Origin of the sequence: Geobacillus thermopakistaniensis (genome assembly GCF_000498995.1) — a bacterium.
Classification (GTDB): domain Bacteria; phylum Bacillota; class Bacilli; order Bacillales; family Anoxybacillaceae; genus Geobacillus; species Geobacillus thermoleovorans.
The window spans coordinates 19,094-32,957 of the sequence record NZ_AYSF01000037.1; the positions used below are offsets into that span (position 1 = coordinate 19,094).

The window sequence follows — 13,864 nt, forward strand, 5'->3', positions numbered from 1 at the left end:
CCTTCTTCATTCCTTCCCCCGCCTGATCGATGTCCGTTCCATCAATGTCGGGGAGAAACGAAATACGCGCGGACCGTCGGCTTTTTTCGCTTTCATTTGTTCAAACACGCGCTCAGCTGCTTTTTTCCCCATCGCAAACGTCGGCTGGGCGATGGTTGTCAGCGCCGGCGTGTAAATATCGGCAAACGGCACATCATCGATGTTGATGATCGCCACCTCATCCGGCACACGAACCCCTGCGTCTTTCACAAACCGCAAAACCCCCATCAGCGTCAAGTCGTTGATCGCAAACAAGGCATTAGGCCGCTTCGGTTCGGCAAACCGTTGTTTCAACACTTCCGGCAGCGCGTCCGGATCAGCGGCGATGATGTTCCCATCTTCAACGTCCAGTCCTCTTTTGCGCATAGCCGCCCGAAACCCTTCAAATCGTTCCATCCGCGGCACGTTGTAAGGGACAAGCGGCGGGGTGACAATGGCAATCCGGTCGTAGCCATAGGAAGCGAAATACTGAACCGCCATTTCCGCTGCACCTGCATTATCAAGCAGCACGCTGTCCGCCTCCACCCCCGGCACCATCCGGTCGACAAACACAAGCGGAAAGCGCTCCTCGACAAGGCGGCGGTAGACCTCTTCATTTTTCCCTGTCGGAAACACGATCAGCCCGTCCACTTGTTTCGCCAGCAACATGTCAACATATTTTTTCTCCTTTTCCGAATCATCGCCGGAGTTGCAGACAATGACTTGAAACCCGCGCTTTTGGCATTCCTCTTCAATGGCGTGCAGCACTTGCGTCGTCAACATATGAAGCATGTTGAACACAATCACGCCAATGGTCGCTGTCGTCTTTTGCTTTAAGCTGCGGGCGATGACGTTTGGCTGATAGCCAAGTTCCTCAATCGCTTGAGCGATGCGCTTTCTTGTTTCCTCGCTCATATATTCATAGCGTTTGTTCAAGTATTGCGAGACCGTGCTTTTCGAAACGTTGGCCAATTTCGCGACATCAGCCATCGTTACTTTTTTCAATCGGGATCCCTCTCTTACACTAAATCGATTTAGTTCAAAAACGTTTTCATAAACCGGTTTAGCTTTATTATAAACCAAATGAAAGCGGTTTACAATAGTTTTGGATTGAAATCCTAAAGCGTCAGAGAAAGTTCGAAAATCCAACGTTCTTCTTCGTTTTCGCACCTTTTGAATCAAAACGTCTGGTCAATCGATGAGTTCTTTGATAAACGGAGAATACATGCGAATGTTCCTCCAATGGGTTGGTTTGGTCACCTTTACCATACAGGAACATTCGCATTTTTTGCACCCTCTATTTTTCCTATGCATACCTATCTTAAAATCTCAAGTACAACTTGTGGTGAAGAGCCGATATTGGTTCATCACCAAAAGATGTACTTGCACCTGCCATTAAAGTATGGTAGCTGTTTCTAACTGAACCTGCAATGTAAGCTGTAGGGTTTTGACACGAAAGCACATTGTCGTCGATCCCCCATGATTTTTGCATGATTGGGAGTCGACGACAGCTTGCCCTCGTTTTCATCCAGCGATCGGAAACAACAGCCGGGCCGCATACACAACGCCTGTAACGGTAATGGCGCTCAACAAAGTCGACACCAACACCGCCTGGGCGGCGTAATCTGGGTGGCAGTCATACTCGAGTGCATACAGCGCCGTATTGCGCGAGCACGGATAGGAACTAGCAATGAGCAACGCCTGAGCCGTCACTCCATCAATTCCTAATAGAAAGATCAAAGACGCAGCCAACAGCGGCGACAAAACGAGACGCCCAAACACACTTGCATACACAAGCGGCGGCAAGGCGTTAAAACGGGCGTAGGCGATTTGCGCTCCCAACGTAAAGAGGGCGATGGCTAAAAACGCGTCGGCAACCCGCCGAAGCGGCGTCCATAAAAATGATGGGATTGGGACGTGAAGCCATCGGCAGACCACACCGAACAACAGCGCGTGAAGAACGGGATTTTTCCATATCTCAGCAGCCCATTTCCCACTTTTCCCGTTTCCTGACACGAACTGATACACTCCATATGTATTGGTCAAGAAGTTTTGAAAAATGGTCACGATGATTTGAATCGTCGCCCCGAGCGGATGTTGGTGAAACACCAGCTGGCTGACAGGAATGCCGAAGTTGCCAGAATTGTTCAGCACAACCGTATTTTGAAACACCGCTGCCATACTTCGCTCCAGTTTGAATAGTTTCGCCATGATCCTACTCAAAACCATCAGCCCGCCGTTTTGCAACAGAAGAAACCCTAAGATAGCCGCTAACACCTTTCCATTCAACTCACTGTCGTACACGTTGATGAATGCGACTGCCGGCAGCAGGACATACATGTTCAATTTGGATAATGTATTGAGGTCAAGACGAAAGAAACGGTGAAGCCCTGCTCCCAAGCCGACGATCAGCAACATCGGAATCATGACTTGAAGCAAGATACTCACAAAAATGTACAAGATGTTTTCCCCCGCTTTCTTTATGCATACGGAAGCCGCTATTCTCTGAAACGGATCTCGCTCATCCTCTTTTCTTATAGATCCGCTCCGGACGACCGACCGATCCATAGACAATATCGGCTAGCACTTGTCCCGTGGAGACAAGGTATTCTAAATATCGACGGGCGGTCGTCCGGCTTGTGCCAATTTGCCGTCCGACTTCTTCGGCCGTCACTCCATCTTGACACCGTTTCACAACCATCAGCACTTTTTCAAGGGTTAGCGGCTGAATGCCTTTTGGAAGCATAGGCTGATCCCTAACCGGGGCCTCCCGCCCGATCAGTTTGTCGACATCCTCTTGATCGATCCACTCTTTTTCTTTCATCCACTGCTGCATTTTATCATAATATTCTTTATATCGATGCAAGGTTTCGGCAAATCGATCAAACATAATCGGCTTGATAATATAATCAAACACCCCGCCATGCAGCGCTTGTTTCAAGGCATCCACTTCTCGTGCTGCTGTGATCATAATAATATCGATATTGGAAAAGCGTTCCCGAACCCATTTTAAAAAAGAGAGGCCGTTCATATCCGGAAAATAGACATCAAGCAACAACACGTCGGGTTGCAGCACCTCTGTCAATTCCCTTGCCTCTTCGGCGTTCGTGGCAATGCCGACCACTTCATACCCATTCACTTTCTCGACAAAGCGCCGATTAATTTCAGCGATGCGGCGGTCGTCTTCAATAATAAGTACACGAATCATCCCCCCTGCTTCCCTCCCTCCGAAATATTGATGCATAAAGGTGTAGAGGCCTTTTATGGGAAATGCTTTCTTTCAGCATGGGTTGGCACGGCCCGACCGCTTCGGAATAATGACGGTAAACACCGTTCCCTCTCCTTGTTTCGACTGGTAGGTGATTTGCCCACCAAGCATCGCCAGCGCCTTCTTGACAAGATCAAGCCCATACCCACGGAGGCCGTTGGCTTTGGTCGAAAAGCCGCGGTCGTATATCCGTTCCGCCACATCCGGATCAACGCCTAATCCGTTATCCTCGACCTCAATAATCAAGTCATCGCCGAGGTCGGTCAAAAAAATGGTCACTCGTTTCTCTTCTTTTCCGTTGTGGAGGACCGCTTCCATGGCGTTATCCAACAAATTCCCGATAATCGTCACCAAATGGTCGCGATCGATCCATGGCGGCACATCGCGAAAACTGCTTTCCCGATCAATTTCAAAGGTGATTTTCAGCTCATGGGCGCGGTTGAACTTGCCAATCAGCAGCCCGCCGATGATCGGATCCGGGATTTCTTTCATGACAAAACGAATGATATTTTGTTGTAAGTTCGTTTCTTTCGTAATAAGCTCAAGCGCTTCTTCATACGACTCAAGTTGAATCAACCCAGAGATCAAATACAGCTTATTGGAAAATTCATGTGTTTGCGCCCGCAGCGCATCCGCGTACACCCGGAGCTGGGACAGCTCTTTTGTGAGGCGATACAGCTCCGATTTGTTGCGAAACGTCGACACCGCTCCAATGACGCGCCCTTGCTTGTCTTTGATCGGAATTCGGTTCGCAATGACGGTCTCTCTCCCTAAAACCATCTCATCATCGTATTCCGCCCGCCCTGTTCGGATCACTTCGGGCAAGCGAGAATGGGGAATGAGCCGCAAAATGGGCATTCCCAATACACTGTGCTCCTTCTCATACCCAAGCAACTTCAACGCGGTTTGATTGACCATTGTAATCGTTCCCTCTTGATTGATGGCCACAATTCCTTCGCGAATCGCTTCTAAAATCGCCTGCTTTTCTTGGTAGAGCAAACCGATTTCTTCCGGTTCAAGACCATGAATCGATTTTTTCACCGTGCTGGCGATCGCCATTGCACCCACCGCTCCGAGAAAGAGGGCAAAAACGGAGAAGAGAAACATCTTCATACGATACGACCATACTGTACGCTGAATATCCTCTAGCAAAAAACCAACCGAAACAATGCCGATCACATGTCCGTTTTCATCAAAAATCGGCGCTTTTCCCCGGATCGCCGGACCAAGCGAACCGACCGCCTCGGAAATAATCGCTTTGCCTTTCAGCACTTCGCCGTTGTCGCCCCCTACCATATGCTTTCCAATCCGATCTGGCAGTGGGTGAGCGTAGCGGATTCCCTTACGGTTGCCAATCACTACGTACTCCGCCCCTGTCTTTCGGCGAATATGTTCGGCAAACGGCTGCAAGCGCACTGACGGATTCGGGTCGCGGAACGCCTCGCGCACGAGCGGAGTCGACGCGACCGTCTCGGCCACATTCAGCGCTCGCATGCCAATTTGTTGTTTGAGCGTCGTCGCAAACATATGCTGAAACAAAAACGTTAAAACCACGATCACCAGCAGCAACAATGAACAAATAATGACCATTAACCGTGTCTGAAGCTTCATAGGGCTCGCTCCCCAAACAGCAAATAAAGAAAGACAGTCCGCCTGTTAGGCGGAACGTCTTTCTTTCTATTATTACATATCTTCGTTGATGACGACCGATTTTCCTCTTAGTTTCATGACAAACGGCACGGCAATCCATAAAAAGGCAATGACCAACAAGACGAGCGAAATCGGCTTTTCAAAGAAAACGAGATAGTCCCCGTTTGATGCCGTCAACGCCCGGCGCATATTGTTTTCGATCATCGGCCCGAGAACAAGCCCCAACACAAGCGGTGCCAATGGATAGTCGTGCTCTGCAAGCCAGTAGCCAAGCAGACCAAACGCCAGCAACAGAAACACATCAAACGTCGTCACTTGCACCGCATACACACCGAACACGGAAATGGCAATAATAAGCGGCAACAAATATTTCGTCGGCGTCTGGATAATTTTCGCGAACACTTTGACGAGCGGCATGTTGAGAATGAGCAACATGACGTTGCCGATAAACATGCTGGCGATCAATCCCCAGGCGACAGCTGGATGCTCATCGAACAACAGTGGACCTGGCTGGACGTTGTACATAATGAGTGCACCCATGAGGATCGCTGTCGTCCCTGAACCAGGAATGCCCAGCGTCAAAAGCGGAATCATTGCGCCCCCAGAAGCCCCGTTGTTCGCCGACTCCGGCGCCGCCACACCGGCGATCGTCCCTTGCCCGAACTTTTCCGGATGTTTGCTCACTTTCTTTTCAAGAATATAGGAGAAAAACGATGCCAACGTGGCTCCGGCTCCCGGCAGCACCCCGATGAAAAAACCGAGCAGCGACCCACGGGCGATCGGCCCCGCGCTTTCTTTCAAATCCGCTTTCGTCGGCAACACGCGCCCGATTTTGGCGATGTCCCCGTCGTTCGTCTCATGATGGAGAATGGACTTGAATACCTCTCCTAACGCAAATAGCCCGACCGCTACGGTTAAAAACTCGAGACCTCCATATAAATAGGAAATGTCGTACGTAAAGCGAGCCACGCCGGAAACATTGTCGAGCCCAATCGTGGAAAGCAACAAGCCGAACACTGTCATGATCCATGCTTTCGTCATCGATTTGCCAGCCAGTCCGCTCACCGCCGCCAACCCGAGCAGCATGAGCGAAAAATATTCAGCCGGGCCGAACTTCAGCGCCACATTCGACAACGGTTGGGCCAATAAGACGAGGCCGATTAGCGAAACAATTCCGGCGACAAAGGAACCGATCGCGGAAATGGCAAGCGCCGCCCCCGCCCTTCCTTGCCGGGCCATTTGATAGCCGTCCAGCGTTGTGACAACCGATGACGATTCCCCAGGCGTATTTAACAAAATCGATGTCGTCGAACCGCCATACATCGCCCCGTAATACACGCCGGCGAGCAAAATAATCGAACTGGCTGCCGCCTGTTCCGGACTAAGGCCGGACGTCATCGACGCCGTCACCGGAATAAGCAACGCCACCCCGCTCATCGGGCCAATCCCAGGAAGCACACCGACCGCTGTGCCGATCAACACCCCGATAAAGGCAAACAGCAAGTTATGCGGCTGAAGCGCTGTCTGAAATCCGTCAAGCAAAAACGATAGTGTGCTCATGATGCCCCTCCCTTCATTGGAACCAAATCGGCCAGCTTGGCAATGTTCCTTGCAGCAGCTTCACATAAAGGCCATATACGCCAAGCGAAAAGCCAGCCGCAATGGCGATCGACTTCCATAGCGCCCCTCTTTCCATCGTTTGAAAGCCGATAACAAGAAACAGAAACGTCGTGATTACATACCCAACCGTTTCAAGCAACGTCGCATAGAAAACAGCAGCAATGAAAATGATGAGAAACTTTTTGTACTGCCGCGGCGGCTTCTCTCCCACTGAATCCTTATAATCCTTATAGCCTCTCGTTTCAAACAACAGCTTGATGCTTAATAATGCCAGAACAAGTCCAAGCAAAAACGGAAATACGTTCGGTCCTACCGCACTGCCGTAGGCGCTTTTCGATAGGCGCAAGCTTTCCGCCATAAACAAGGAACCAACCGCCAAGAATGCCACCGCCGCGATACGATCAGCCGTTTTGTTCATGGTTCTTCCTCCTGTTCTTTACAAAAAAGGGGAAGAATGTTCTTCCCCCTTGCTTCATTTATGCATGCCAAGCGACTTCAGAAGGTCGCCGATTTGCTGCTCCTGCTCTTGCAAAAACTTCGTAAATTCGTCCGAATTGCGATATTCCGCCGCCCAGCCTTGTTTTTGCAGTTCTTCTTTCCACTTCTCGTGTTCAGACAACTTTTTCAATGTTTCTTCCCAAAACGCTTTTGCCTCTCGGGACATTTGCTTCGGCCCAAAAACCCCGCGCCAAATCGTAAATTCCGCATCAATGCCAAGCTCTTTCAACGTCGGCACGTCTTTCAGCACTCCGCCGAGGCGTTCTGGAGCGGAAACCGCCAACACCCGCACTTTGCCGGCTTTGAGATATTCGCCAACAGAAGAGGCATCCGTTGCAATCACATCGGCATTGCCGCCAAGCAGCGCAGCCATCGCTTCCCCGCCGCCATCGTACGAAACATACTTGACTGATTTCGGATCGATGCCCGACTTATAGATCGGCAAAATCGCGACTAAATGATCCATCGAACCTGGCGCCGATCCCCCGGCTACCGTGACCGATTTCGGATCTTGTTTAATGGTATTAAGCAAGTCGGTTAACGTTTGAAATTTCGAATCCGCCTTCACAACAATCGCGCCAAAGTCCTTCGTCAACTGGGCGAGCGGTGTCGTGTCTTTGTAGCCAAACGGGCTGTTCCCTTCTTTTTTCAAGTTGTTGATAATAATTGGCGGGGAGTTGACAAATAGTTTGTAATCGTTTTTCACATCTTGGGTGGCGTATTCGGCCATAAAGACCGCCCCGCCGCCGCCTGGTTTGTTTTCAACCGTCATGGTCTGTTTGATGAGCCCCGTCTCATCCAACACCTTCGTAATCGCGCGGGCCGTTAAATCCCAGCCGCCGCCCGCTCCGGACGGAGCGACAATCGTAATCGGCTTCGTCGGATAGTTGGAAGCAGACGAACCGGAGTTGGAACCGGACGGTTTCGACCCCGCCGATTCATTGCCTCCACAGGCCGCCAATGCCAGTGTCATCATCCCAGCCGCTAGCAACCCCCACCATCTTTTTTTCTTCATTCTCCCTTGCCCCCCTTGTTTTCTTTGATAACGTTTTCATCCATAACGTTATCACGCCGCCAGATCGGTGTGAAGTTTTTGAAAATAAAATGAATTTTGTGCATTTTGTTCATGGAGGTATAATCAGACCTGATATCAAGCACCTAGCGGAACGCTGGAGTCTCAAAGCAAAAAAAGACCGCCAGCCTTCAAAGCAGACGGTACATAAAACTTTGGTACAGTACATACTTTCTGACTTTCGTTCCTCATCTTTTATGTGACAGGACAATCATCCGTTTTTTTACAATCTATCACTTACGAATCAATGATTTCATCTGCCTCTTTTGTCGCCGCCAACCGTCCTCGTTAGATAGCCGCCTCTTGTGTTTAATTTCCCTGCTCTTCAAGCAATTCCCGAACATCTTGCTCTGGAAGATCCACCAACCGAGCAATATCTTCCACCTTCATTCCTTTGCGCGCCATGTTGCGGATCAGTTGTTTCATTCCTTGCTTCATTCCTTGTTTCATTCCCTGTTTGATCCCTTGTTCAATCCCGCGTTTAATTCCTTCTTCCAACCCCTGTTTTCTTCCCCTTTGCTCATAGGAAATGATCAGCTCCAACATTTTCTCTTTTTCTGTCGTTTCCATCTCCTTCACCTCTCTTTGCAGTTGTTGCTCTTCCTCCTCCGACAGCTTCACATACGTTTCAAAAAAGCCCAACAAGAGCCGTTGCCTCGCTTCATCCAGCTCCAATCGCACCAACATGCGCAAAAACTCTTTTTTCAACTCAATTTTCTCACTTTCAGTATACCCCATTTTGCCAAGGAGGGCAGCCGCAATCGGATTGTCATGCCGGATATAGTCTCTCCAATGTTTCTTGCGCAACTCCACCGGGAAAAAGCGAAACTGCAGCACGTCGCCAAAGGGAAACTCGATTGAGAACACGGACGGTTCTTCGCGGAGGGTGTCATGGCTGAAGACAGCGATCGGAACGATGCGGGTGCGGTATTTTTCAAACAAACGGCTGAAATAGATAAACATGCGCTCTGGAAACGATGGTTGCACGTAGCTTTGATTCTCCACATGAACGATGATCAGCCCATCCTCCCCTTTCAGCTTCGTCTCGACTAATAGATCGACGCGGTATTTTTCACCTGCCGTGACATCGGTAAACAGTTCTTCGGACAGAAAGGACAAATGGCTGAAATCAATGTGTTCATGCATGTCGGGAAAAAAGAGGAGAAGAAACTCTTCGAAGAACGTTTGGATCAGTTCTTTAAACAACCGGTCGTGGTCAATAGCCATTCCATCACCCCTCTTTGAACGTGTTCAATTCTATCCATTCGCAAGCAGGGGGTGAAAATCCTGCATCGGGGACAGAAAAAGTTGTACCGTACTGTATAGCGCTTCAGTCCCCCACAGGTACGATAAAAACGTATTCCTGTACCACGTGATTTAACTGTTGAACAGATGTTTCAATCCCTCATAGGTACGATAAAAACCAAATTGGATCGGCTTGTACGGTCTGTCGGTGACTTGGAGTTTCAATTCCTCATAGGTACGATAAAAACTTTGAACGCAAGGCGACAGAGAAATACCAACCAGAAATGTTTCAATCCCTCATAGGTACGATAAAAACTTCGTGGCAAATCTCCAAAAACAGTGAGCTTTGAGAGTTTCAATCCCTCATAGGTACGATAAAAACCAACTGGCGCAAAGACCCGTTGTTTGAGCGAGAGCGTTTCAATCCCTCATAGGTACGATAAAAACTGATTGCATGTGAGGGTTATGAGGAACTGGATGCATGTTTCAATCCCTCATAGGTACGATAAAAACATTCATTCATCTTCCGATGGAATCGGACTTGCAGGGTTTCAATCCCTCATAGGTACGATAAAAACCCAAACCATTCGCATAAAATCAAGCTTTTCCCCTTTTGGCTGTTTTCAGAATATCACGTTTCAAAAATTCTGTCAATACTGTTGAGCCGTGTTGGTTGTAGGATTTTGACGCAAAAAAATATTGTCGTCGATCCCCCGGGGTTTTTGCACGATTGGAGGTCGACGACATTTGAAAGGCGGTCAGCTTTTGTTTTTCTCCATTCTCCCGTACTCTTCTCTCACCGCGGCCACAAGCGGGTGCGCACTCTCAAGCCCCGCGTATTGCCGAAGCGCTCCTTCGATTCCGTGGTGTGCGATCGTTTGTTGCAGAGCGGCGGCTTCTGCATCGCTCGCATCATCAAAGCGCAACAGCGCGGCAATTCCTTTGGCGAGACCAGCAGGAACGCTGCCAAATAGTGTGCAGTATTGCGTCGCCGGAGCGATGAGCCGGTCGTTCGGCCCGAGCTTGCGGATCGGCGAACGGGCGACGCGGACGATATCGTCGGAAAGGGACGGGTTGGTGAAACGCCCGATCGTCGTTTTGATATAGGAACGGTGCTCTTCCTCATGCCATCCGTGCTTTTTCACTAAGACGGCTCCCGACTCACTGAGCGCTTGCTCGACATTCAATCGAATACCTTCATCGTTCATCGCTTCCTGGACGGTTTTGTAGTTTCGCAGATACCCTAAGTAAGCGGCCAACGCATGGCCGGTATTGACCGTAAACAATTTGCGCTCGATATACGGCTCTAAGTCAGCGACAAAATGAGCCCCTTGAATCGGCGGAACAGTGCCGATGACGTTTCGCGTTTCAATCGTCCATTCGAAAAACGGTTCCACCGTGACAGCGAGTGGATCGTCATTCGTCTGATTCGGCACGATGCGGTCGACCGCGCAGTTGAGAAAACCAACTTTTTCATCTGCCAGCTGCTGCCCAGCCGTGGAAAGATGGGCAAAGACGTGCGTTTTCAGCGTTTCCGTGCCGCCGATCATGTTTTCACAGGCAATGACATGAAGCGGCTTCTGATGAACCGTGAAGCGCCGCTCAAGCCCAGCGGCGATGACTGGCGCAATAGCCGGCAAAATGTGCGGGCCGACCGCGGTCGTCACCAAATCAGCGTCTGCGATCGCCTCGATGACCGCTTCCCGCTCCGTTTGGCTGTTCAGGGCCGAAACGCCGCGCACCCATTGTTCTTCGCGCCGCTCGCCGGCAACAATGACGCGATACTCCCCCCGCTCTTTCAGCAAACGGACGATTTGTTCATTGACATCAACGAACACGACGTCATATCCCGACGCCGCCAGCAGGCTGCCGATAAAGCCGCGGCCGATGTTGCCGGCGCCAAAGTGGACGGCCCTCATCAGCCGTTCACCTCATGGAGCAGCGCAAGAATTTCCTCGGCCGTTTTGGCGTTCGCCATGGCGGCCACATTGTCTGCTTCGGCGCAGACGAGTGCGAGTTTCGAAAGAATATCCAAATGTTCCCCGTCTTTGCCGGCAATGCCGATGACGATCGTGGCCATGTTGCCGCCTCCAAAATCGACGCCGTCCGGAACTTGCACGATCGAAATGCCGGACTGTTTCACGAGCGCTTTTGCCGCTTCCGTTCCGTGCGGAATGGCGACGTTGTTGCCGATATACGTTGATGTCAGTTCTTCCCGTTCAAGCATCGCATCAACATATGCCGGGGCGACATATCCTTGCTTGACCAACACCTCGCCGGCGAGGCGGATCGCCTCTTCTTTCGTTTTTGGTTGCGCATTGAGCACAATGTTTTCTTTGTTTAAAATCGAATGGGTCAACATCCGTGTCACTCCTTCATCGATATCCAATAATCATCGAAAAATTGTTCCAAATGGCCGCTAATAAGCGAATACACTTCGTCTTCGCCGCCATAAGCCAACGTGGCCGCGCTTTGCTCGTTCTTTACGAGCAACGTGCTCACATGGCTTAATACTGAAAGCACCTCTTCATCCGCATCAGCAGGACCGAGAAGCAACACGACCGTGTTGATCTCCATCGGCTCCCCGTCCATCCCCGCCACCGTTTGCGGCGAATCAAGTCGGTACATCGTCAGAGACGGACGAAGGACAGCGAAGCTTCGAGCGTGGTAAAGCGCCAGCGTCGTGCCAGGGACGCCAAGCCCGCCAAGCGACTCGCGGCGCCGCAGCTCCTCGATGACGACATCGGCATCGACAATGACGCCACTTCGTTCGAGGCGGCGGCACGCGTCCGTCAATATTTCATGAACAGAGCGCCTCTTGACCACCTCGAGGGAAAAACCGTCCAAAATGTGGACGATCGTCTCGCTGATGCGCCGAACCGCCTTCATCGTGTCGATGGCTGGCCTGTTTCGCCGTGCGGTTGACTCTTTCCTCATCCGCTTTTCAGCGGCCGATTTTCGCTCTAAACACTCGCGAATCTTCCGCGCTTCCTCCTCGGTCAGCATCGGGCTGACGACGATATGCGGCCCATACTCCTCAGGAAGCGGCACGGTCGAGATGACGAGATCGTACGCGCTGACATCTTTTCCTTTCCATTCAAACGCGGAAGCTTGTTCCAGCGAAACAATGTCCGGAATCTCTTTTTTCAGCCTCGTCGCTAAAATTTTCGCCGTCCCAAGCCCGCTCGAACAAATGACTAACACCTGCCAGCCTTTTTTCTCCCGCATGAGCGCGGCCGCAAAATGGAGCACCAAATAGCCAATCTCCTCATCCGGGATCGGAATGCCGCCAAACAGCTGCCGCGCCCCATCTGCGACAATGGCGAACAGCTCCGCATAGTCTTGTTTGATTGGATCAAGCAGCGGATTGGCGACCCCCATTCCGTGTTCGAGGCGATACAGAGCCGGCTTTAAATGGACGACAAGGTCTTCGTATAACGTACGGTCGGCGGATAAATCAACGCCGAGCTTATCACTGACAAAGCGGATGAGTTGTTGCGCCTTCATGCCGACGGCCAAACTCGGCTCCTCCATCACCATTCCTTGGCGGCTGCGCCATTTCGCTCCCATCAAGTGCATCGTCATATAGCCGACTTCTTCGTTAGGGATGTCAACGTCAAAGACTTTTTCTAACGATTCAGCGAGCTCATGCGCGATCTCATATTCTTTCGTCGCTTGCAACGCCTGCAGATCCCGCGGATCGAAGTGGATCGCTTCTCCCCGCTTGATGCGCTCGATGGCGAGCGCCAAATGGACGACGAAGGCGATGTACGAGCTGTCGGCCATCGTAAACGGAAACGTTTCTTTCACCTGCGCGATTTGCTGCTCAATGACAGCGAGCTTTTTTCTGTCCACAAGCCCGAGCAGCTTCTCCGCCACGGTGTCAAGCGGAGCGTCCGTCCGTTTTTGGATCGTCTCTTTCATCAATGCCAAAAATTCGTGTTCATCAACATGGCGGAACAACAAGTCGCTCATCAAGCGCCGTTTCGCCGATTCCGAACCGGCAAGCTCCACCCCGTATCCACGCTTGCGGATGAGCGAAAGCCCGTACGCTTCTACCGTTTGTTCCAATTTGTCCAAATCCAAGCTGACAGTGGCGACCGTGACGTTCAAGTCATGGGCCAATGTGACGAGTTTCACTGGCTCGTTGGCTTCCAACAGCGCAATTAAAATCATGAGCTGCCGCTCTTCGGGGGTGTATTCATGATGAGAAAGGCGAAACAGCTCTGCGGCCAGCGCCTGCTTCTTTTCCTCTTCCCCGACGAGGCGGATGCCGACTCCTGCTCTTTTCGCGAGCTTAAGCCCATAGCGGCGGAAGACCGATTCCAAACCTTGCAAATCACGATGAACCGTGCGGGCGCTGACATTCAGTTCCTCCGCCAATTCGCCGACTGTTATGTCCCTATCGTCCGCCAACAACCGTTCAAGCAACTTCCGCTCCCGTGCCGATACGTACATCGCCGTTCACCTCCCATCACGGAACAGCATTATTG

General features: G+C 51.0%; 11 protein-coding genes and 1 CRISPR repeat array. All 11 genes read right to left on the minus strand.

Translation table 11 applies throughout. From position 1 onward, the window contains the following. Window positions 1–6: 6 nt before the first annotated feature. Window positions 7–1,023 carry a LacI family DNA-binding transcriptional regulator gene (locus T260_RS132015; protein WP_023633749.1) on the minus strand — a complete coding sequence of 339 codons (1,017 nt, stop codon included), beginning with the start codon at window positions 1,021–1,023 and terminating at the stop codon, window positions 7–9. A gap of 519 nt (window positions 1,024–1,542) precedes the next feature. Then, on the minus strand, window positions 1,543–2,478 hold the full coding sequence (locus tag T260_RS132010) for an AEC family transporter (protein WP_014196016.1): 936 nt from the start codon (window positions 2,476–2,478) through the stop codon (window positions 1,543–1,545). A 61-nt stretch (window positions 2,479–2,539) separates the two neighbouring features. Next, entirely contained in the window at window positions 2,540–3,226 is a 687-nt protein-coding gene (locus T260_RS132005; protein WP_014196017.1) for a response regulator, read from the minus strand. A 72-nt stretch (window positions 3,227–3,298) separates the two neighbouring features. After that, window positions 3,299–4,897 carry an ATP-binding protein gene (locus tag T260_RS132000; RefSeq protein WP_021321533.1) on the minus strand — a complete coding sequence of 533 codons (1,599 nt, stop codon included), beginning with the start codon at window positions 4,895–4,897 and terminating at the stop codon, window positions 3,299–3,301. Between the two features lie 72 nt (window positions 4,898–4,969). Next, window positions 4,970–6,496, minus strand: coding sequence for a tripartite tricarboxylate transporter permease (locus tag T260_RS131995; protein ID WP_023633750.1), 1,527 nt, complete (start codon window positions 6,494–6,496; stop codon window positions 4,970–4,972). 13 nt (window positions 6,497–6,509) lie between these two features. Next, complete coding sequence (locus T260_RS131990; RefSeq protein WP_020279064.1) at window positions 6,510–6,974, minus strand: tripartite tricarboxylate transporter TctB family protein; 465 nt, start codon at window positions 6,972–6,974, stop codon at window positions 6,510–6,512. 54 nt (window positions 6,975–7,028) lie between these two features. Then, window positions 7,029–8,069 (minus strand): Bug family tripartite tricarboxylate transporter substrate binding protein, encoded by a 1,041-nt coding sequence (locus T260_RS131985; protein ID WP_023633751.1) that lies wholly within the window; start codon window positions 8,067–8,069, stop codon window positions 7,029–7,031. 366 nt (window positions 8,070–8,435) lie between these two features. Further along, complete coding sequence (locus T260_RS131980; RefSeq protein WP_023633752.1) at window positions 8,436–9,353, minus strand: Rpn family recombination-promoting nuclease/putative transposase; 918 nt, start codon at window positions 9,351–9,353, stop codon at window positions 8,436–8,438. A gap of 100 nt (window positions 9,354–9,453) precedes the next feature. Further along, a CRISPR array of direct repeats spans window positions 9,454–9,949; the repeat unit is 30 nt; unit sequence GTTTCAATCCCTCATAGGTACGATAAAAAC. Window positions 9,950–10,129: 180 nt separating this feature from the next. Then, window positions 10,130–11,290, minus strand: coding sequence for a mannitol-1-phosphate 5-dehydrogenase (locus tag T260_RS131975; RefSeq protein ID WP_023633753.1), 1,161 nt, complete (start codon window positions 11,288–11,290; stop codon window positions 10,130–10,132). Further along, a complete protein-coding gene (locus tag T260_RS131970; RefSeq protein WP_014196025.1) occupies window positions 11,290–11,733 on the minus strand; it encodes a PTS mannitol transporter subunit IIA in 444 nt (147 codons plus the stop codon). The genes T260_RS131975 and T260_RS131970 overlap by 1 nt, the downstream gene beginning before the upstream one ends. Window positions 11,734–11,738: 5 nt before the next feature. Continuing rightward, window positions 11,739–13,829, minus strand: coding sequence for a BglG family transcription antiterminator (locus T260_RS131965; protein WP_023633754.1), 2,091 nt, complete (start codon window positions 13,827–13,829; stop codon window positions 11,739–11,741). Window positions 13,830–13,864 lie beyond the last annotated feature (35 nt).